Consider the following 19,669-nt stretch of genomic DNA (forward strand, 5'->3'; position numbering starts at 1 on the left):
GCGGGATTGCGGTCCCGCCTCACCGGAATCCGAGAAGGGCACCCCTTGATTAACCCCGTCCATCTGCGGACCCTGGTCGAAGTGACCCGGCTCGGGTCCTTCGCGGCCGCCGCCACGCGCCTCGGGTACACGGCGTCGGCCGTTTCCCAGCAGATGTCCGCCCTGGAGCGTGACACCGGCGTCGAACTGTTCCAGCGCTCGGCCCGCAGCATCCACCCCACCGAGGCCGCCCAGGTTATGACCCGGCACGCGGCCAAGGTGCTCACCGACATCGAGGCGCTGATGGCGGCGGCCTCCCGCACCGGTGACACCACCCGGCAGGAACTCCGGCTGGGCATCTTCCCCAGCCTGGCCACCTATGTGCTGCCCCGGATCCTGGCGAACCCGGCCTGGAAGAAGCTTGGCATCGACCTGCGGGTCTCCGTCGCTGAGCCGGCCCAGACCATCCAGGGCCTGCGCACCGGCGGCGAACTCGACGTCGCCTTGGTGTACCAGGTGGGGCAGTCGGGCCTCGCCTGGCCGCACACCGTCAACCGGCAGTGGATCGGCGATGACAACTTCCGGGTGGTGCTGCCGGCCGCCTGGGGCATCGGCACGGATTCGAAGATCGCGGCCGACCACCTCTCGGACATGCCCTGGATTGTGCATCATCCCGGCACATCCGACGCCACGGTGATCGAGCGCCTCTTCGCCAGCTGCAACCTGCACCCCCGGGTGGTGGCGTACAGCGATGACTTCCATGCCAGCCTGGAGATGGCCGCGGCCGGGCTGGGGGCTGCGCTGGTTCCCGAACTGGCCCTGCTGCACCGCCCGGCCGGTGTGGTGGTGCTGGACGTTCCGGAGATCCGGCTGGCCCGCAACGTTTTTGCCCTGCTGATCAATGAAAAGCAGACAGCCCAGGTGCAGCTGTTTGTCGAGCTATTGGGCGAAACGTTCAATTCACCGTCCGTCCAGCGTGCCGTCACCGGCAACGGGTGAGTCAGTTCTTGCGGAACCGCTTGCCAACGGGTGCCACCAGCGTGCTGACGACCCAGCGTTTGGTTTTGTTGTAGGGCGGATAAATCAGTTCCAGCGTGTCCGGCCGCAGCGGCTTGGCCAGGGTTGCCCGCTCGTGTGAAAAGGTCCGCAGTGAATACTCCCCGTGATACGCGCCCATCCCGCTGGCGCCGACGCCGCCGAACGGCAGCCCCGGAACCATCAGGTGCGCCGCGGGGACGTCGAAGCACAGCGCTCCCGACGATGTCTGGTCCGCGAATGCCCGGCGGGTGCCCTCGTCGCCGCTGAACACGTACAGCGCCAGCGGCTTGGCGCCGTCGTTGATTCTCCGGATGGCTTCCTCCCGCCCGGCGACGGGAACCAGCGGCAGCAGCGGACCGAAGATCTCCTCCCCCATCAGGGCGTCCCCGGGAGCGGGCCGAAGCAGGGTCGGGGCGAAGTACCGGGTCGCGGCGTTCCGTTGGCCGCCGTGGACGACTGTGCTGCCGTCGGCGAGGGCCGCGAGGCGCGCGAAGTGCTGATCGTTGACGATCCGGCCGTAGGAGTCGCTGCGGGAAGCATCCGGCCCGAAGAGCTCGCCGATTGCCCTAACCAGCTCTCGCTCCAGCGGCACCAACACGTCCTTGGTGGCCAGGACATAGTCGGGCGCCACACAGGTCTGCCCGGCATTTATGAACTTCCCCCAGGCGATCCGCTTGGCTGCCCCGGCCAGGTCCGTGGAGGCGTCCACATAGGCCGGTGACTTGCCGCCGAGCTCCAGGGTTACCGGTGTCAGGTTCTCCGCCGCCGCGCGCAGCACCACTTTGGCGGCCGTTTCCCCGCCGGTGAAGAAGATATGGTCAACCTCCGCAGCCAACAGCGCAGTGGTTTCCGGGATTCCGCCTTCCACCACCTGCACCGCCCCGGCCAAATATTCGGGAATCCACCGGGCCAGGGCCGCCGAGGTCGCGGGCGCGTGCTCGCTGGGTTTCAGCACGGCTGTGTTGCCGGCGGCGAGCGCACCGGCCAGCGGCGCCAGCAGCAACTGCAGCGGGTAGTTCCAGGGCCCGATCACCAGCACCACGCCGAGCGGGGTCAGCTCGGTCCAGGCTTTGGCGGGCCGGACCGCAAGCGGCACGGCGACGGCACGCGGCCGCAGCCATCCTTTGAGGTTTTTTTCCAGATGCGCGGCTTCTGCTGTGACAAATCCGACTTCCGCCAGCAGCGACTCGGTCGCGTGTTTGCCCAGATCGCTGCCCAGCGCTTCGGCAAAATCGTCGCTGTGATCGGCCAGCATCCGGCGCAATCCGGCGAGCCTTTCGAGCCGCCAGGCCAACGGACGCGTGGCTCCGCTGTCAAAAATTTCACGGGCGCGGGCGACGGCGGCGGCTGCGGGTTGCATGTCATAAATGTACCCGGACGTTGCCGCCGGCAACGGTGTCCGCACCCTAGCTGCCAGGAATTCCTGCTCCCAGCCGGCTCTCAGGCAGTTAGGCTAGAAGGATGGCCGAAAATACTAGACCCCGAATCGTAGAACGGTGGGTCTTCTGGCCCGCTGCAGTGCTGGTGACCGTTTTCGCGGCATTTGCACTGCTGGCTCCCAAGACCGCCGAAGCAATGTTCAGCACCATCCAGTCAAACATCGTGAACTCCTTCAACTGGTACTACGTCCTGATTACCAGCTTCTTTGTTGCCTTTAGCCTCTTCCTTGGCTTCAGCCGTTTTGGCGACATCAAGCTCGGCCACGACGACGACGAACCCGAGTTTTCCCTGCTGGCCTGGTTTGCGCTTCTGTTCGCAGCCGGCATGGGCATCGGCCTGGTTTTTTATGGTGTCAGCGAACCGCTGAGCCACTTCGCCAATCCCCGGCCCGGGGTGAGCGGTACCCCCTCGGAACTGGCCCAGCAAGCGCTCAGCCAGACGTACCTGCATTGGGGGGTCCACGCCTGGTCCATCTACGTGGTGATCGGACTTGCCCTCGCCTACGCGATCCACCGCCGCAAACGGCCCGTGTCCATCCGCTGGGCCCTTGAACCGCTGCTGGGCAAGCGGGTGCAGGGTTCGTGGGGAAACGCCATCGACGTTGTCGCCTTGGTGGGCACCCTGTTCGGCGTGGCGACCTCCTTGGGCCTGGGTGTGCTGCAGATCAGCGCCGGGCTGGAAAGCATCAACCTGGTGGAAGCCAGCCGTGGCTCCGAAATCGTTATTATCATCATCATTTCCTTCTTCGTCCTGCTCTCCGTCCTCTCCGGACTGACCAAGGGCATGAAATGGCTCTCCAGCATCAACCTCGTGCTCGCCGGCCTGCTGGTGGTCTACCTGCTGGTCTTTGGCCCGTCGACCTTCCTGCTGCGCGAATTTGTCCAGTCCATGGGCGCCTACGTCCAGAACTTCGTTTCGCTCTCCTTTAACGTCAATGCCTTCACCGGTGCTGCCGGCGAAGCATGGCAAGCCTCCTGGACCTCGTTCTACTGGGGCTGGTGGATTTCCTGGGCCCCCTTTGTTGGTATTTTCATTGCCCGGATTTCCAAGGGCCGCACGGTCCGCCAGTTTGTTGCCGGCGTCATCCTGGTCCCGACCCTGATCGGCATCCTCTGGTTCAGCGTCCTTGGCGGCACAGCCCTCGCTGTCGAACTCGGCGGCAACGGCACACTCCTGGAGTCCGACGGCAGTGTCAATGTCTCCAGCGCCCTGTTCAGCATGCTCGACTTCATCCCCGGCACTCCGGTCCTGACTGTGGGCGTCATCCTGCTGATCGCCATTTTCTTTATCACCTCCTCGGACTCCGGGGCCCTGGTGATGGGCATGATCGCCACCGGCGGCCAGGTCAACCCGAAGAAACGCATCAGGACCTTCTTTGTCCTGATCACCGCAGTCCTGGCCATCTCCCTGCTGATCTCCGGCGGGCTGGTGGCCCTGCAGACCGCGGCGATTATCATCGCGCTGCCTTTCAGCGTGGTGATGCTGCTGATTTGCTGGTCCACGTTCATCGCCTTCAGCCGTGAGCGCCGGGCCTACGACAGGGCCCGCCGCGCCCAACTGGTAGACCACATCGGTGACTTCTACGGCTTGGAAGTGGAAGAACTCGCCGAGAACGGGATCCTCGGCAATACACCGCGCTGGATGCAGCTGCTGCGCCGCCGCGGCGCCCCGGCCGGGACGGCAGTCCCGGCGGAAATCCTGCCAAGCCCCGAGCCATCCACCGCGGCCGTCGACACCCTGATGGCCGAGGCGCCGCAGCCACGGCACGCCTCGGAACGGGCCCTGGCGATCGAAAACGCCGAGTCCCATGACGTCCTGATCTCCGACGTTGACAACGTTGTGGAACACGATCCGTTTGTTTCCCGGGATGCCAAGGACATCCCGGACCGGGGCGATCAGGAACCCTCGCGCTGGTGATCCTGCGCTAAAAAGGCAAGGCGAACGCTGGAACGGAGCGGTATTCAGGGCTATGTTGAAAGTATGAGCAAGGTAGCCAGCCAGCATTTCGGAGAAGTCGAGCTCAACCACGGGAGAGACCATAATTTCTCCGCCAAGCATGATCTGGCGGGTCAAACCCTGGAGCTTGACTTAAATGTCCAAGCGCACGACCACTTCGATGAAGCGGCCCTGCGCAAGGTCGACTACCGCCTCCGGTTCCTGCCCGAGCTTGTGGACGAGGTCCGCGACATGATCGCCGAAGAACTCGATGAAGACGGAACCAGCCCGCAGGAATACCGCCATTTTCACTGCAACGCGATTAAGGCCGAACACCTGCAGAAGGTCTTTGGCATCACGGACAAGAGCCAGCTGACCAATGAGGTATTCCTCAAGGCCCTGAAACTGGGCCATGTGGGGATTTTCCCCGGCCAGCCGGAGCGCTACTTCGTCCTGGATTTCACCCTCGGAAACCATTTCACCGACGAAGTCCTGGTCGCTTCGGCGGACGAGGACGGCGTCGTGGATGATGAGATCCTCTGGGAGAGCTGACTTCACGGGCACAACTTCAAACGTACGACGCCGGCCGGTCACCTTTGCGGGGTGACCGGCCGGCGTCGTTCCTGGCGCTGGGCTAGTTGGCCGCCGCAAGCAGCCCGGTGCGCACCGTGCGGGTGGCGGCGACGAGGTTGCGCAGGGATTCTTCGGTTTCGGCGTAGCCGCGGGTTTTCAGGCCGCAGTCCGGATTGACCCAGAGCTGGCGGGACGGGACGTGCCTGACGGCGGTGCTGAGCAGCTCGGTGACTTCCTGCTCGCCCGGGACGCGCGGCGAGTGGATGTCATACACCCCCGGGCCGACGCCGCGGCTGAAGCCATGGGACTGAAGATCATGCACAACCTCCATCCGGGACCGGGCGGCCTCGATCGAGGTGACGTCGGCGTCGAGGCCGTCGATCGCGTCGATGATGGCGCCAAACTCGGAGTAGCACAGGTGCGTGTGGATCTGGGTCGCATCCGCGGCGCCCGCGGTGGCGAGGCGGAAGGAGTTCACCGACCAGTCCAGGTACGCGGCCTGGTCCGCCGTGCGCAGCGGCAGGAGTTCGCGCAGGGCTGGCTCGTCCACCTGGATGATCTTGATGCCGGCAGCTTCGAGGTCCGTGATCTCATCGCGCAGGGCCAGCGCCACCTGGTCGGCGGTCTCGCCGAGCGGCTGGTCGTCGCGGACGAAGGACCAGGCGAGGATGGTGACCGGTCCGGTGAGCATGCCCTTCATCGGCTTGCCGGTGAGGGACTGCGCATAGCTGGCCCAGTCCACTGTGATCGGTGCACCGCGGGTGACATCGCCCCACAGGATGGACGGGCGCGTGCAGCGGGAGCCGTAGGACTGGACCCAGCCGTGCACCGTGACGTCGAAGCCCTCGAGGTTTTCGGCGAAGTACTGGACCATGTCGTTGCGCTCCGGCTCACCGTGAACCAGGACGTCGAAACCGAGCTCTTCCTGCAGCTCCACAACACGCTTGATCTCATCCTTCATCAGCAGCCCGTACTGTTCGGCGCTGATCAAGCCCTTGTTGGCGCGGGCCCGGGCGGTGCGGATCTCACCGGTCTGCGGGAAGGAGCCGATGGTGGTGGTCGGCAGTGGGGGCAGGTGCAGCGCCGCAGACTGCGCGGCTTCGCGGACGGCGTAGGCGGAGCGGCTGAAGTCGGCCCCGGTCAGCGCGGCGGTGCGGTTCCGGACCTCGTCGCGGCGGACGCCCTTGGCTGCGGCACGGTCGGCGATGATGCGGGTGGCCGCCTCGATGGCGGGCCGGGCTGCTTCCGGCCCGGTCAGCCAACCGGCCAGGGTAACAACTTCGGTAGCCTTCTGGTCGGCGAAGGCGAGCCAGCTGCGCAGCTGCGCGGGGAGCTGGACTTCCTCCTCGACGTCGTGCGGAACGTGCGCGGTGGTGGTGGAGGTGCTGACGGCCAGCCGGGCGACGGACTTCCGGAGCTCGGTGAGCTTCCCGGCCGAGGCGGCAAGATCGTTGCGCCAAATGTTGTGGCCGTCCACAACGCCTGCGACGAGGGTTGTATTGCCCAGCGCGGCCAGGGCCGCCGCGGCGGGCACACCGCCCTTGTAGACGTCCAGGTGCAGGGCGTCGATGCCGGTGGCGGCGAGCGTGCCGAGCTGGCCGTCAAGCGCGCCGTAGGGGGTGGAGACGAACAGCCGGGGGCGGTTGGCGGCGGCGGCGAGCACCTCGTAGGAACGGGCGACTGCGGCCTGGATCTCTTCGGCGGGGGTGTCCTGGTCCACCACCAGGGCGGGCTCGTCGAGCTGGACCCAGCTGGCCCCGGCGGCGGCGAGCTTCTCCAGCAGGACTGTGTACACCGGCAGGACGTCCGCCAGGCGCGAGAGCGGGCTGAAGCCGGCGGGGGCGTCCCCGGAGGCCTTGCTCAGCAACAGGAAGGTGACCGGGCCGACGAGGTACGGCCGGGTCTCGACGCCGTTGGCCAAAGCGTAGGCGAATTCCTCAACGATGCGGCTGGAAGTCAGCGAGAAATCGGTTTCCGGGCCGATTTCCGGGACGAGGTAGTGGTAGTTGGTGTCGAACCACTTGGTCATTTCCAGTGGCTGCTGGTCTTTGGTGCCGCGGGCCAGGGTGAAGTAGCCGTCGATGCCGAGCTGGCCCCCGGCATCCAGGAGGTTACCGAAGCGGGCGGGCACCGCGCCGAGGTGGGCGGCGGCGTCGAGCACCTGGTCGTAGTAGGAGAAGGTGCCGGGCACTGCTGCCGCCTCGGTCAGGCCCAGGCCCTGCAGGCGCTTGGCGGTGCCGAGCTGGATCTCCTTGGCTGCGGCATCGAGGGCCGCGGCATCGATGCTGCCGGCCCAGTAAGCCTCGACGGCCTTCTTGAGTTCGCGGCGCCGGCCGATGCGCGGGTAGCCCAGGATCGAAGCGGACGGGAAGGGGGTGAGCGTGTCAGTCATGGGAAGTCCTAGAAGTTGGTGGTGTGGTGCGGAGGAGAGTTTTTGGTGAGCCGTCAGCCGGCGAGCTGTCGGCGTCCGGCCGTGCGCTGGTGGCTTCTGTGCCGGCTGGCGCTCCGCGGGCGCGGCAGCGCGAGTTTGTCCAGCACGTCCAGTGCAGCGGCATGTTCATTGAAGGTATAGAGGTGCAACCCGGGGGCTCCGGCGTCCAGCGCCGCGTTAGCCAAGTCCACTGTGGCGCCGACCCCGATCCGGGTCCGGTCGGTGTCGGTGCCCGCGGCGGTGAGCCGGTCGATGAGGACCGGGTCCGGCGCGACGCCGGTCAGCTCGCTGAGGCGGGTGAGCCGGCGGACGCTGGTGAGCGGCATAACCCCCGGAATAATCGGGATGGTGACGCCGGCCCGGCGTGCCCGTGCCAGCAGGTCCGCGTACTGGCCGGTGTGGAAAAACACCTGTGTGATGGCAAAGTCCGCGCCGGAGCGCTGCTTGGCCAGGAGCACCTCCACATCATGCGCTTCGCTCGGGGACTCCGGGTGCCGGGTGGGGTAGGCAGCGACGCCGATCGCCACCTTACCGGCGCAGAGCAGCGCGGACCGGCGCTGTTCGACCCGGCGGATGAGCTCAATCAGGTCCTGTGCGTATCGCAGCGAACCCGCGGGCGGCACAACGCCGTCTTTGGGCTGGTCGCCGCGCAGGGCAAGGATGCCACGCACGCCGACGTCGAGCAGTTCGCCGATGATGTCGGCGAGCTCCTGCGGTGAGTTTCCAACGCAGGTCAGGTGCGCCAGCGGCCGCAGCGTGGTCTCCTGGACAAGCCGGTTGATCAGTTCGACGGCGGTGGTCCGGTTCGAGCCGCTGGCGCCGTAGGTCACGGACACGTAGTCCGGGTCCGTGCTTTCGAGTTCGCCGATGGTGGTCCAGAGCGATTCCGTGGCAGCGGGTGACCGCGGCGGGAATAGCTCGTAGGAGAGGGCGACAGGAGCCGTTCCGGCAAGATCTGGATGGGTGTCAATAAGGCTTGGTGGAGACATTTGCGTCCTTGGCTGTGACCACTGACGGCGTTGCCGTCGGTGAATTGAGTTTGGGGAACACGGAGGAGACTCCAGCAGGACGCAGCCGCGACTGTTACGCCTGATACGAAGTATTCCGTGAGCAAATGTCAGGCCCACATGGGGGCACCCACACCCTCCTGGGCCGCCGGTGGGCAGGCCTTCAGCGGAGGATCGCTGACACGTTACCGGGGTAACTTGGATAGAACTTTACGGCCCGCCCGGTCAGCGTTCAAGTCCGCTGCCGAATTAAGACGTGCTCTTACGGAACTTTCCGGCTGGTGACAGAACATTCTTCGCTTTAATGCGCCAGGGGCCGGTTTGCGGACGGTATACCCGACGGAAGTGTTGGCGCCGGCATCTGCCTTTCACACCCGCGCAGGACTATTCTTTTGCCATGATCCAGCTTCCAGCCAGCTACCAGGAGTACCTCGCCGGCAAGAGCGAGAGTTTCATCAACGCCGTGCGTCCCATTTTGATGCAGTCCGCGGCGGACAAGATGCACGGCGTCCGGGTTGTGGTGCACCCGCACGACCACCAGGCCCATCTGGACTCCACCATCCCGTTCGGTTCCGTTGTGGAGGACATCGACTGACGCCTGCCGGCAGGCTTTAGCCGTCCAGCAGGAGGCGCTGCGAGCGCGGTGCCAGCGTGTGTTCAAGCACGAGGCAGGCGGCGCCGACAGCGCCGACGTCCTCGCCGACGCCGGTGCCGACCACTTCGATCTCGTGGATCTTCCGGGTGGCGCTGCCGTCCCGGACGAGCTCCGGGACCCGTTCAAGGTAGCGCTGTGAGAGGCAGGTCCAGAACGGGCCGCCGAAAACCACACGGTCCACGTCCAAGGCGTTGGTAACGATGGAGACGGCGCGGGCCACCAGCACGGCGGAATGGTCAATGATCGCCTCGGCCCGGGGCTCGCCTGCGACCGCCGCCGCGCACAGCGCGGCGAAGCTCTCCTGGAGGGCAGGACCTGTCTGGACCGCAAGGGGTCCCGCCAGGACCCCCGTTTCGACGGCGCGGGCCACCAGGACCTGAGGGATGCAGGAGGACAGGACGCAGCCGCGCGCCCCGCACACGCACGGCGGGCCGTCAGGATCCACGATGATATGCCCGATCTCGCCGGCGTTGCCGGAGGTGCCGCGGACCACCTCGTCATTGAGCACGATCCCGCAGCCGATGCCGGTGCCCATGTACATAAACACGAAGCTGCCGGAGCCGCTCGGACCGCCCGCCCAGGTCTCCGCCACGGCGGCGCTCGTTACATCCTTATCCACGATGGTGGACAGCCCCGTCGCCGCTGCGAGCGCATCCCGGAGCGGCACGCGGTCCCAACCGAGCAGGAGCGGAGGGTCAACCACAGTGCCCTCCTCCAGGTCGATCGGTCCGGGAGAAGCGACGCCGAGGCCGGCGATCCGGGCGGGGTCGACGCCGGAATCCACGACCAGCTGCTTGATTTCGGCGGCGATGGTGTTGATAACGGCGCCGGGATCCGAGCCCATCGGGGTCTTGATCCGGGAATGCTTGACCACTGCTCCGACCAGGTCCAGCACAACGAACGTTGTGAGGGCGGGATCCAGATGGACACCCACGGCGTACATCCCGGAGGACTTGAGCCTGAGCATGGTCCGCGGCTTGCCCGGGCCGGTGCCTTCCTTGCCCGCCTCGTAGATCAGGTCCTGGTCCAGCAGCCGCCGGGAGATGTTGGAGATCGTCTGCGGGGACAGCCCGACAATCTGCGCCAGTTCCACCCGGCTAAGGCCCGCCGGGGACCGACGGATGGCGTCGAGGATCACCGTGAGGTTGAAATCCCCCATCCGCGGCAAGTTGGTTCCGCGCCTCGGCGAGGGCTGGCGGATTTCAGGCACTGATACCCCTAAACGTCTTTGGCTGCGCACTGCTTATCTCAGAATCGTACGTTAAGCTCCGGTGGCGGCCCATACACCCCGCTTCACACTGCAGCGGATTTCCGGATGCTCGCTGTCACGGTGAATTTAGGGTTTCTTCCGACCTCGCGGGTGGGGCCAATAAGCCGCTGCAGCGTGGGCCGGTAGTGCAGGTGGCTGTTGAACACCGTCCAGAGCTCCCCGCCCGGAGCCAGCACCCGGCCCGCCGCCTCGATCAGTTTGATGCCAGCCCCGGGATGCACCGCCGCACCGACGTGGAAGGGCGGGTTGAGCAGGATTAGCTCCGCGCTGGCCTCCGGGAGTGAGCCCATCGCATCGTCCTGCAGGGCCGTGATCCGGTCACCGAGGCCATTGGCCTGCGCCGTGGCTCGGGCGGACTCGACGGCGGCGGCGGACTGGTCCGTGGCCGTGACCCGGGAACCGGGGTGGCTGCGGGCATACATGGCGGCGAGGATGCCGGTCCCGCAGCCCAGGTCGACGGCGTGCCGTGCGGCCGGCATCCGGGGCAGGAACTCCAGCAGGAACCGGGTGCCGATGTCCAGCCCGGTGCCGGCAAAGACTGCGCCCCGGGCACAGACAGCCAGTCCCAGGTCGGTATTGACCTCCGTGCTGGGGAACGGCGGGGCCCCGGTGGCGGGGCGGGGACGCCGGGCCAGCAGGATCCGGGACTTTTGCCGGGCACGCTGCGGCTGGACTTCACCGAAGTGACGCTCCAGCACGGCGTTCATGCCCAGGCTCATGTGTTTGACCCGGCCGCCGGCCAGCAGCACAACGTCGGGCGCGGCGTAGCGGGCGACGGCGTCGGCAATCTCCTCGAGCTCAGCCAGCGACTTGGGCAGCTGGAGCAACACCAGGGTGGCACCGGACAGCAGCCCGGCGCCGAGCGGAAACTGCTCAAAACCGCCGTCGACGCCTAGCTTCTCCGCGTTGTTGCGGAGGGCACGTTCCCCGGTGATGAGGTCCTGGTGCACACGGACCGGGCCATTCAGCGCGCCCGGCTCCCCGGTGTTCCACCTGTTCAGCGCCAGCGCGCCGAGGGTCAACGCTCCGTACCGGTCCCCCACGATGGCCAGCCGTCCGCCCGGAGGCAGCAGCCCGTCCGCGAGCAGTCCGCCGGCGGCCTCGAGCAGGAGCGGGTCCGTTGCGTCCCAGGCCTGCAGGTTGGGCGCCTCCACATCCGGAGACCTGCCCAGCCGGGAGAAGAGGGATTCAAGAGTGTTGTCCGCCACGCGCGAGTTGCCGCCTTATGTGAGTCCGGTGAGTGAGTGTTCAGGACGGGTAAACGAAGTCCCCTGCCAATTTATCCTGCCCGCCAAGTAAACGCAGGATGCCTGCCACCGCGGACCGGCCCGCCCGGTTGGCACCGATGGTGGACGAGGACGGACCGTAGCCCACCAGGTGGACCCGTGGTTCCGCGGCCACCTGCGTGCCGTCCATGGCGATCCCGCCGCCCGGGCCACGCAGGTGCAGCGGGGCGAGGTGTTCAAGCTCCGCCCGGAAGCCGGTGGCCCAGAGAATCACGTCGGCGGCCAGGAAGCTGCCATCTGCCCGCCGCACTCCCCCGGGCTCGATGCCGGTGAACATGGGCTGGCGCTCCAGGACACCGCGGTCCGCGGCCGCGCGCAGGGCCGGGGTCCAGAGCAACCCGGTCACCGCGACGATGCTTTGCGGCGGCAGTCCCTGCCGGACGCGTTCTTCCACCAGCGCGACGGCGTTGTGCCCGGCCCGGCGGTCAAAGTCCGTGTCCCGCCAGACCGGTTCCCGGCGGGTGAACCAGCTGGTCCCGGTGACGTGGGAGATCTCGTCGAGCAAACCGACGGCGGAGATTCCCCCGCCCACCACGATCACATGCCGGCCGCGGAACTCTTCGGCGGAAACGTAGTCCGCAACGTGCAGCTGCCGCCCCTGGAAGGTGGCCCGTCCAGGGTAGATCGGCCAAAACGGCCGGGTCCAGGAACCGGTGGCGTTAATGATGGCCCGGGCGGACCAGTCGCCGCCCGTGCTGGCGATCCGCAGCCGCCCGTTCGGCTCCGCGTCCTCCCGGGTGACCGACCGGACTTTGACGGGGCGCTCGACGGCGAGCGAGAGCTCGTGTTCGTAGCCGCCAAAGTACCTCGGCAGGAAGCTGGAGCTCGCTTCGTCCGGGTCGACGGCGGGCTGCGGCCGGCCGGGCAGGTCGCTGATGCCGTTGACGGTGGACATCCGCAGGCTCTTCCAGCGGTGCCGCCAGGCCCCGCCTGGACCGTCCTCGCCGTCGAGGACAAGGTAGCTGCCGGCCGGCCCGCCGGTTCCTCCGCCCTCGGCCGTTCCTCCGTTGTCGGGGCGGGCCGTGGCCGGGACCAGGCCGCGGCGGCGCAGGTGGTAGGCGGCGGAGAGCCCGGCTTGGCCACCGCCGATAACAACCACGTCGGCGGACCTGAGCGTCCCGTCACCCGCTGTGGACATTACGGCTCACATTTTCTTGACGACACTGGATTTCAGCTGCATGGGTCCGACGCCGTCGACCTTGCAGTCGATGTTGTGGCCCTCAACCCCGTTGACCAGCCGGATTCCGCGGACTTTGGTCCCGACTTTGATGACGGTGGAACTGCCCTTGATCTTCAGGTCCTTAATGACCGTCACTGTGTCCCCGTCGGAGAGGACGTTGCCAACGGCATCCTTGACCGGTGCTGGTTCCTGTCCGCCGGTCTCTGCTTCCGCTGCGGGCGACCATTCGTGGGCACACTCGGGGCAGACCAGGAGCGCACCCATCTCATAGCTGTATTCACTGGAGCATTCCGGGCACGGCGGCAGGGTCTCATTCACGACCCCAACAGTAGTCGAGGTGCCGGGCCGAATCGCGGGAAGGCCGGCATTGCTAAGCTGAGCTCCCCAGAGTGAAGGCGGCGCCCCATGGCCCAGAGCCCAGTTCAACCCCACCGCCCGGTCCCAACACCGGGTTCGCCTCCCGCGCCGGGGGATTCCCGGCTGCGCTCCGGCGTCCGGACTGCAGGCAGGATGCTGCTGGGAGGATTCCTGTTGCTGGCCGGTGTCAGCCACCTGGGCTGGGCGCGGGAGGCGTTCCATGCCCAGGTGCCGCCATGGTTGCCGTTGGACGTGGACTTTGTGGTGGTTGCGTCCGGACTGGTGGAAATCGGCCTGGGCGTTGGCCTGCTGCTGATCAGGCGGCGGCGGGTTGCCCTCGGTTGGCTGGTCGCTGCCTTTTTTGTCGCCGTTTTTCCCGGGAATATCTCCCAGTTCGCTACCGGCACCGATTCGTTTGGCCTCAACTCGGACACCAGCCGCGGGATCCGGCTGCTGTTCCAGCCGCTGCTGGTGCTCTGGGCCTTGTGGTCCACGGGCGCCTGGCGGGCCTGGCGGATGAGTCGGCGCGCCGGCCGGTAAACCGGCACCGCTGCCTGCCCTGGTCCCGGCTGGTTCGTGCACTGCAGCCGGCGGCAGCCCGTTCCGGGCGCAAAAAATTCCCCGAAAGACAAAAGGTCCTGCTCACTGAGCAGGACCTTTTTCGGTGGAGCTGAGGGGACTCGAACCCCTGACCCCCTGCATGCCATGCAGGTGCGCTACCAGCTGCGCCACAGCCCCGAACGTGCCGGGAAATCCGTCCTGCGAAGGAACGTCTCTCCGGAAGCAACCTGTTTATCTTAAACCACAATTCCGGTTCACGCGAATCGGCGAGCCGGCTCGGAGAAACCGGCCCGACCCCGACGTTCCACGCCCGGGCCGGACAACCGCCATACACAAAAAAATCCGCCGGAATCTTTCGATTCCGACGGATTATCCGGTGGAGCTGAGGGGACTCGAACCCCTGACCCCCTGCATGCCATGCAGGTGCGCTACCAGCTGCGCCACAGCCCCGAATTTTCGCTGCCCCGACCCCGCCGGCTTTCGCCTCCGGGCTCCGTACTTCGTCCGGATTTCTCCGAAGCAACTCAAATATCTTAGAACAGTCTTTCGGAAAATTCCAAATCGGGCATATTCCGCAGCTGCATGCCGGGTTACTCCGCTTCGGGGCCCGCCGCTGCCTGCGCGGAAACGTCGTCGCCAAGCTGAAGGTCCACAACGGGGCAGTCCTTCCAGAGGCGCTCCAGGGCGTAAAACACGCGGTCTTCCTCGTGCTGGACGTGAATAACGATGTTGCCGTAGTCCAAGAGGACCCAGCGGCCGCCGGAGCGGCCCTCACGGCGGATCGGCTTGAGCTCGAATTTGGAGAGTTCGTCTTCGATGCCGTCCACAATGGCATTAACCTGGCGTTCGGACGGCGCCGAGGCAATCAGGAAGATATCCGCCAGGGCCAGCCGTTCGCTGACGTCCATGGCGACGATGTCCTCAGCGAGTTTCTCGGCAGCCGCTCGGGCTGCGTGGCGGGCTGAGGCGATGGATGAATCGGTTGCAGTCACGGGACTCCTTATTGGGTACAAAAGTGTTGGGTAAAAAGCGTTATGGGTAACAAGCGTGTGTTCTGAAACTGCGCGGGTGGCCACCGGGCGGAAGCGCGCGGCCCGCAGCAAAGGTGGCTAGCCGGAGATGGCAGTGACAATCAGCGTGATGCCGGCGATCAGTGCCAGCACCCCCAGGGCCAGTACCACCAGGCGCAGGCGCCGCGCCCTGCCCAAACCGGCCGTGACCGCGTCCAGGGGTTCAAGCCCGTAGGCTGCGCTTGCGGCCACCGGCGAGCCGCCGGCGAAGTCCTCCTCGGACCGGAGCGTTGGCGGTTCCCCCGCCGCCGGCTGGGATTCTGCCGGCGGCACGGACGAAGCACGGGCAGCGGCCTCGGCGCGGGCAAGCACCCCGGAACGACCGGTCGCAGGGCCGGGTTTGCGCTGGCGGGATGCACCGGGGCGGTGGCCGCCGGACTTGCGGTTTTCACCAACCCGGGGGCCCGGGTTGGTGACAACCGGAACGTGTGAGGTGGCAGGTCGCTTCAGGACCGGCCGCTCCACGCCCGGAACCTGGACGAACTCCAGGGGTGTGACCATTGCCAGGTTATTGGCCGTGGTCGGATCATTGCGCACCGGCTCCGGCACGCTGTTCTGCTCGGCCAGCTTCTGCTTCGCGGCGGCACGGCGTCCCAGTACTGCGGCCCGTTCGGCCACGGCGATCTGCTCCGACAGTGCGCGCGGATCCACGGCATCGGCGTCCACGGCGTTGATGTGTTCCATCTTGGCCAGTTGGTTCTGCGCCTGCTGGGCGAGGAGTTCGCGTGCGGCGAGGGCCTGTTCCACGCTCATCCCCACGGCGCCCGGAGCTCCCGGGCCGGCTACGGCTTCCTCGTCCGCCGGGGCGGCGGTTTCCGCACCCGCGGCCGGCGCGTCGGCTTCCGCCCCCGGCGGGGGCGCGGAGGGGCTGACCCGGGTGCGGGGCGAGGCAGGGACGATCAGATTGGCGGACGTTGCCGGGGCTGTCTCGGCGGCCAGCTGCAGCAACCGCAGCTGGCGACGCGTCGGCGGTCCGCCGGCGGCGAGGTTGCCTTCCTTCTCGGCTAATTCCTTGATGGTTCGCAAGGTGGCGCGGTCCCGGGCCCGGATCTGCGAGGACCGTTCGGTTCCCGGGGAACTGCTGACCGAGTCGACCGGGCCGGGAATCCGGCGCCGGCCGGTGGTTTCCGCTTCGGTGGGTTCACCGGGATCAACGGCGTCCGGCCGCGCGGCGTCCTTGTTTGCGGCGTCCTTGTTTGCTGAGGCCGGGCTATTCGAGGCAGGGGGAACCGCGCCGGAAGCGGGGGCACCGGGCTCCCGGCGTTCATCTCTGGCCTGCCGCAGTTCGCGACGGCTGCGGATTGGTGGCTGTTCCTGACTCATTGCAAACTCATTCGATGCTGGCGGGGTGGGCTAACTCGGTACTGCGGTCGTAGCGTGCGGCGCCATTTCCGGCGGAGGTGTCCCCGACGTCCGGGTGGCCGCCGTACAGTCCGTATTTGGCGATGTACTGCACTACACCGTCCGGCACTAAGTACCAGACAGGGTTTCCTGCAGCTACCCGGGCGCGGCAATCGGTCGAGGAGATTGCCATCGCTGGCACCTCGAGCAGGCTGACGTCCTTGCGGCCCATTCCGTCCAGGACGTGTCCGGGCCTGGTGACGCCGACGAAGTGCGCAAGGGACCACAGCTCGTCAATGTCCTTCCAGGACAAGATCTGCGCCAGGGCGTCGGCGCCGGTAATAAAAAACAGGTCCGCATCCGGGCGCAGGGTTCGGAGGTCACGAAGGGTGTCGATAGTGTACGTGGGACCGGGCCGGTCCACGTCCACCCGGCTGACGGTAAAGCGCGGGTTTGACGCCGTGGCGATGACTGTCATGAGGTAGCGGTGCTCGGCCTCGCTGACCTTTTTGCTCATCTTCTGCCACGGCTGGCCGGTCGGCACAAAAACCACTTCGTCCAAGTCGAACTTGGCTGCCACCTCGCTGGCGGCAACAAGGTGGCCGTGATGGATGGGATCGAAGGTACCGCCCATCACGCCCAGACGCAGACGGCGCCGGGCACCGCGCTGCGTCACGATGGCGGAAATATTAGTGGCCTTGGCTGTGATCGTGCTTGTTCGGGTGCTGGCGGTGCGGATCCGCGTGCTCCTCAACGGCTGCATGGCGCCTGCCCAGGTTGCCGTAGGACAGTGTGACCGACAGCATGACCATCAGCAGCGCGAACATCACGGCGCCAATTACGATCGGCGGTGCGATGAGCGGCGCGAGTTCCTCGTGGCCTGATCCGCCCACGGCGGCGACGATTGTGGCGATCTGCTGGGACAGCATGTTCTCCCCTAGTGAGTTCACAATTTAACGACGGCGGATATCCCCGCCGTTCCGGACTTCTGTTCCATGTTACAGCGTTGCTAGGACCTGATCTGGCCCTCGCCCTGGACGATCCATTTGGTGGTGGTCAGTTCCGTCAGGCCCATGGGTCCGCGGGCGTGCAGCTTCTGGGTGGATATACCCACCTCGGCGCCGAGGCCGAGTTCACCGCCGTCGGTGAAGCGGGTGGACGCGTTGACAATAACGGCGGCCGAGTCAATCTCGGCAATAAACCGCTCGGCGTTGCCAAGGTCATTGGTCAGGATGGCCTCGGTGTGGCCGGTGGACCAGGTTCGGATGTGCCTGACGGCGTCGTCCACGCTGTCGACCATGGCCACGGCAAGGTCCAGGTCCATGTATTCGGTGGCCCAGTCCTCGTCCGTGGCGGGGACCGAGTCTATCGAGGCGGGCAGTGCAGCGCGGATCCGATCGTCGGCATGCAGCGTAACGCCGGCGTCGCGCAGGGCAGCGGCGACGGCGGGCAGCGCTGTTGAGCCGGAGTGGACCAGCAGGGTTTCCACGGTATTGCAGACGCTGGGCCGTTGGGTCTTGGAGTTCAGCAGGATCTCGACGGCCATCTCCTCGTTCGCGGAGGCGTCCAGGAAGATGTGCACATTGCCTTCGCCGGTCTCAATCACGGGAACCTTGGCGTTGGCCACAACGGACTGAATGAGGTCCCGGCCGCCGCGGGGAATCAGGACGTCCACCCGGCCGCGTGCACGCATCAGGGCGTTGGCTCCTTCGCGGCCGAACTGGTCAACGCTTTGCACTGCGTCGGCGGGCAGGCCCACCGACTCCAGGGCGTCACGGAGCACGGTAACGAGCGCTGCGTTGGTGGCGGCGGCGGCGGTGCCGCCGCGCAGGATGACGGCGTTGCCACTCTTGAGGCCGAGCCCGGCGATGTCCACCGTGACGTTGGGACGCGCCTCGTAGATGGCGGCGACGACGCCCATCGGGACGTTGACCTGGCGCAGCCGCAGCCCGTTGGGCAGGGTCTGGCCGCGCACCACGTTACCGACCGGATCCGGCAGGTTGGCGAGGTTCTCCAGGGCGGCGGCGAGGCCCTGGATGCGGGCATCGGTGAGGGTGAGCCGGTCCAGCAGCGCCGCGGAGGTGCCGTTGGCCTTCCCGGCGGCCACGTCCGTGGCGTTGGCGGCAAGGACCCCGGCCTGACGCTCCAACAGCGCTGCGGCGATGGCGCGCAGCCCCCGGTCCTTCCAGGCCCGGTTGGCGCGGGACATCCTGCGGCCTGCGGCACGGGAACGGTCGGCGATGGCGTGGACGGCGGCCTCGACGTCGGCCGGTGAAAGCGTGGATGGTTCAGGCACGGAAGAGCCCGTGGTTGAGTCGATGGAATTCGCTGCGGATTCGTGAATCAGTGCCTCAGTCATCATTCCAGTCTAGGCGAGGCTCCCGGTTAGACCAGAACCAGGTCATCCACGTGGATGACCTCCCGGTCGAAGCCCCTGCCCAGCGACTCCCCCAGTTCCACTGTGGAACGGCCCAGCATTTGCGGGAGCTCATCGGAGGAGTAGTTGACCAGCCCGCGCGCAACGACTGTTCCATCCGCTGCAACCATCTCGACGGCGTCGCCGGATTCAAAGGTCCCTTCCACGGCCGTGACGCCGGCCGGAAGCAGGGAGGTGTGGTGGTCGCGGACGGCTGTGACGGCGCCGTCGTCGAGGATCAGCCGGCCCTGCACATGGGCGAGGTGGGCCAGCCACATCATCCGCACGGACTTGCGTCCGCTGTTGACAGTGAACAAGGTGCCGACGTCCTCCCCGGCCAGTGCGGCGGCAGCGTTTGCCGTGGAGGTGACCAGCGCGGGGATACCGGAATCCGCGGCCATCGTGGCGGCTTCGACTTTGGTCTGCATTCCGCCTGTTCCGACCCCCGCCTTGCCGGGCGAGCCGATGGTGACGTCCTCCAGGTCCGCGGGGCCGTCGACCCGGGGAATACGCTTGGCACCTTTGGCGGGCGGGCCGTCGTAGAGGGCATCGACGTCGGAGAGCAACAGCAGGGCATCGGCCCGGACCAGGTGCGCCACCAGGGCGGACAAGCGGTCGTTGTCGCCGAAACGGATCTTGTGCGTGGCCACCGTGTCATTTTCGTTGACAACCGGCACAACGCCCAGGTTCAGCAAACGGTTCAGCGCCCGGAACGCATTCATGTGGTGACTGCGCCGCATCAGGTCATCTGCGGTCAGGAGCACCTGGCTGACGGTAATCCCGTGGGCACCAAAGGCGTGCGTGTAACGGGCCATCAGCAGCCCCTGGCCCACGCTGGCGGCGGCCTGCTGGGTGGCGAGGTCCCGGGGACGCTTCGTCAGGCCCAGCGGCGCGAGCCCCGCGGAGATCGCTCCCGAAGACACCAGGATGATTTCGGTGCCGCTATTGCTTTTGGCCGCCAGCGCGTTCGACAGTTCGATCAGCGCGTCCTCGGAGATTCCGCCCTTGATACTGGTGAGCGACGACGAACCCACCTTGACCACAATGCGGCGAGCCCGGGCGAGCAGCCTGCGGTCGTTGGTTTTGGGTTCCTCGATGACAACTGCGGACTTGTCGCTCACGTGTTAAGG

At 66.7% G+C, this 19,669-nt stretch carries 18 protein-coding genes and 2 tRNA genes; 5 read left to right on the plus strand and 15 right to left on the minus strand.

From position 1 onward, the window contains the following. Positions 1-45: 45 nt before the first annotated feature. Entirely contained in the window at positions 46-978 is a 933-nt protein-coding gene (locus QI450_RS09420; RefSeq protein ID WP_226774554.1) for a LysR family transcriptional regulator, read from the plus strand. Between the two features lies 1 nt (position 979). On the opposite strand, the gene QI450_RS09425 is transcribed toward QI450_RS09420, so the two are convergent. Further along, on the minus strand, positions 980-2,377 hold the full coding sequence (locus tag QI450_RS09425; RefSeq protein ID WP_226774555.1) for an aldehyde dehydrogenase family protein: 1,398 nt from the start codon (positions 2,375-2,377) through the stop codon (positions 980-982). Positions 2,378-2,478: 101 nt separating this feature from the next. Between QI450_RS09425 and QI450_RS09430 the strand changes: the two genes are divergently transcribed. Both QI450_RS09430 and QI450_RS09435 read left to right on the plus strand, forming a co-directional pair. Beyond that, positions 2,479-4,374 carry a BCCT family transporter gene (locus QI450_RS09430; protein ID WP_226774556.1) on the plus strand — a complete coding sequence of 632 codons (1,896 nt, stop codon included), beginning with the start codon at positions 2,479-2,481 and terminating at the stop codon, positions 4,372-4,374. Positions 4,375-4,437: 63 nt separating this feature from the next. Continuing rightward, positions 4,438-4,944 carry a DUF2004 domain-containing protein gene (locus QI450_RS09435; RefSeq protein WP_226774557.1) on the plus strand — a complete coding sequence of 169 codons (507 nt, stop codon included), beginning with the start codon at positions 4,438-4,440 and terminating at the stop codon, positions 4,942-4,944. Between the two features lie 82 nt (positions 4,945-5,026). Here the strand turns inward: QI450_RS09435 and metE are convergent, their stop codons facing one another. Together metE and QI450_RS09445 are read right to left on the minus strand one after the other, a co-directional pair. After that, positions 5,027-7,357, minus strand: coding sequence for a 5-methyltetrahydropteroyltriglutamate--homocysteine S-methyltransferase (gene metE, locus QI450_RS09440; protein ID WP_226774558.1), 2,331 nt, complete (start codon positions 7,355-7,357; stop codon positions 5,027-5,029). A 53-nt stretch (positions 7,358-7,410) separates the two neighbouring features. Next, positions 7,411-8,385 carry a methylenetetrahydrofolate reductase gene (locus QI450_RS09445; protein ID WP_226774559.1) on the minus strand — a complete coding sequence of 325 codons (975 nt, stop codon included), beginning with the start codon at positions 8,383-8,385 and terminating at the stop codon, positions 7,411-7,413. Between the two features lie 415 nt (positions 8,386-8,800). Here QI450_RS09445 and QI450_RS09450 point away from each other — a divergent pair, with 415 nt between their 5' ends. Continuing rightward, a complete protein-coding gene (locus tag QI450_RS09450; RefSeq protein WP_226774560.1) occupies positions 8,801-8,998 on the plus strand; it encodes a hypothetical protein in 198 nt (65 codons plus the stop codon). A gap of 16 nt (positions 8,999-9,014) precedes the next feature. On the opposite strand, the gene QI450_RS09455 is transcribed toward QI450_RS09450, so the two are convergent. From QI450_RS09455 to QI450_RS09470, 4 genes are all read right to left on the minus strand, one after another. Continuing rightward, on the minus strand, positions 9,015-10,217 hold the full coding sequence (locus tag QI450_RS09455; RefSeq protein WP_226774561.1) for an ROK family transcriptional regulator: 1,203 nt from the start codon (positions 10,215-10,217) through the stop codon (positions 9,015-9,017). Between the two features lie 134 nt (positions 10,218-10,351). After that, positions 10,352-11,536, minus strand: coding sequence for a class I SAM-dependent methyltransferase (locus QI450_RS09460; RefSeq protein WP_226774562.1), 1,185 nt, complete (start codon positions 11,534-11,536; stop codon positions 10,352-10,354). Between the two features lie 40 nt (positions 11,537-11,576). After that, complete coding sequence (locus QI450_RS09465) at positions 11,577-12,752, minus strand: FAD-dependent oxidoreductase (protein ID WP_282467995.1); 1,176 nt, start codon at positions 12,750-12,752, stop codon at positions 11,577-11,579. Between the two features lie 6 nt (positions 12,753-12,758). Continuing rightward, entirely contained in the window at positions 12,759-13,112 is a 354-nt protein-coding gene (locus tag QI450_RS09470) for a zinc ribbon domain-containing protein YjdM (protein ID WP_226774564.1), read from the minus strand. A 192-nt stretch (positions 13,113-13,304) separates the two neighbouring features. Between QI450_RS09470 and QI450_RS09475 the strand changes: the two genes are divergently transcribed. Further along, positions 13,305-13,691: a hypothetical protein gene (locus QI450_RS09475; protein ID WP_226774593.1), complete on the plus strand. Its 387-nt coding sequence runs from the start codon at positions 13,305-13,307 to the stop codon at positions 13,689-13,691. A gap of 125 nt (positions 13,692-13,816) precedes the next feature. Here the strand turns inward: QI450_RS09475 and QI450_RS09480 are convergent. The 8 genes from QI450_RS09480 to proB form a co-directional block, all read right to left on the minus strand. Next, positions 13,817-13,889: transfer RNA gene (locus tag QI450_RS09480), tRNA-Ala, on the minus strand. Between the two features lie 200 nt (positions 13,890-14,089). Then, positions 14,090-14,162, minus strand: a tRNA-Ala gene (locus tag QI450_RS09485). A 140-nt stretch (positions 14,163-14,302) separates the two neighbouring features. Next, positions 14,303-14,704, minus strand: a complete 402-nt coding sequence (gene rsfS, locus QI450_RS09490) for a ribosome silencing factor (protein WP_226774565.1) — start codon at positions 14,702-14,704, stop codon at positions 14,303-14,305. 117 nt (positions 14,705-14,821) lie between these two features. Further along, positions 14,822-16,105 carry a hypothetical protein gene (locus tag QI450_RS09495; RefSeq protein ID WP_226774566.1) on the minus strand — a complete coding sequence of 428 codons (1,284 nt, stop codon included), beginning with the start codon at positions 16,103-16,105 and terminating at the stop codon, positions 14,822-14,824. Positions 16,106-16,112: 7 nt separating this feature from the next. After that, a complete protein-coding gene (gene nadD, locus QI450_RS09500; protein ID WP_226774567.1) occupies positions 16,113-16,799 on the minus strand; it encodes a nicotinate-nucleotide adenylyltransferase in 687 nt (228 codons plus the stop codon). 13 nt (positions 16,800-16,812) lie between these two features. After that, the gene (locus QI450_RS09505; RefSeq protein ID WP_226774568.1) at positions 16,813-17,052 is read right to left on the minus strand and encodes a hypothetical protein; all 240 of its coding nucleotides are present in this window, start codon (positions 17,050-17,052) and stop codon (positions 16,813-16,815) included. An 80-nt stretch (positions 17,053-17,132) separates the two neighbouring features. After that, complete coding sequence (locus tag QI450_RS09510) at positions 17,133-18,482, minus strand: glutamate-5-semialdehyde dehydrogenase (protein ID WP_226774569.1); 1,350 nt, start codon at positions 18,480-18,482, stop codon at positions 17,133-17,135. Positions 18,483-18,508: 26 nt separating this feature from the next. Next, positions 18,509-19,660, minus strand: coding sequence for a glutamate 5-kinase (gene proB, locus QI450_RS09515; protein ID WP_226774570.1), 1,152 nt, complete (start codon positions 19,658-19,660; stop codon positions 18,509-18,511). Between the last annotated feature and the right edge of the window lie 9 nt (positions 19,661-19,669).

Source organism: Arthrobacter sp. EM1 (assembly GCF_029964055.1).
GTDB lineage: Bacteria > Actinomycetota > Actinomycetes > Actinomycetales > Micrococcaceae > Arthrobacter.

What these genes read in the sequence shown, in the direction of transcription:
- QI450_RS09425 (WP_226774555.1), bottom strand. Translation starts at nt 2,377, where the DNA reads ATGCAACCCGCAGCCGCCGCCGTCGCCCGCGCCCGTGAAATTTTTGAC.
- QI450_RS09430 (WP_226774556.1), top strand. Translation starts at nt 2,479, where the DNA reads ATGGCCGAAAATACTAGACCCCGAATCGTAGAACGGTGGGTCTTCTGG.
- QI450_RS09435 (WP_226774557.1), top strand. Translation starts at nt 4,438, where the DNA reads ATGAGCAAGGTAGCCAGCCAGCATTTCGGAGAAGTCGAGCTCAACCAC.
- metE (WP_226774558.1), bottom strand. Translation starts at nt 7,357, where the DNA reads ATGACTGACACGCTCACCCCCTTCCCGTCCGCTTCGATCCTGGGCTAC.
- QI450_RS09445 (WP_226774559.1), bottom strand. Translation starts at nt 8,385, where the DNA reads ATGTCTCCACCAAGCCTTATTGACACCCATCCAGATCTTGCCGGAACG.
- QI450_RS09450 (WP_226774560.1), top strand. Translation starts at nt 8,801, where the DNA reads ATGATCCAGCTTCCAGCCAGCTACCAGGAGTACCTCGCCGGCAAGAGC.
- QI450_RS09455 (WP_226774561.1), bottom strand. Translation starts at nt 10,217, where the DNA reads ATGGGGGATTTCAACCTCACGGTGATCCTCGACGCCATCCGTCGGTCC.
- QI450_RS09465 (WP_282467995.1), bottom strand. Translation starts at nt 12,752, where the DNA reads ATGTCCACAGCGGGTGACGGGACGCTCAGGTCCGCCGACGTGGTTGTT.
- QI450_RS09475 (WP_226774593.1), top strand. Translation starts at nt 13,305, where the DNA reads ATGCTGCTGGGAGGATTCCTGTTGCTGGCCGGTGTCAGCCACCTGGGC.
- QI450_RS09495 (WP_226774566.1), bottom strand. Translation starts at nt 16,105, where the DNA reads ATGAGTCAGGAACAGCCACCAATCCGCAGCCGTCGCGAACTGCGGCAG.
- QI450_RS09505 (WP_226774568.1), bottom strand. Translation starts at nt 17,052, where the DNA reads ATGCTGTCCCAGCAGATCGCCACAATCGTCGCCGCCGTGGGCGGATCA.
- QI450_RS09510 (WP_226774569.1), bottom strand. Translation starts at nt 18,482, where the DNA reads ATGACTGAGGCACTGATTCACGAATCCGCAGCGAATTCCATCGACTCA.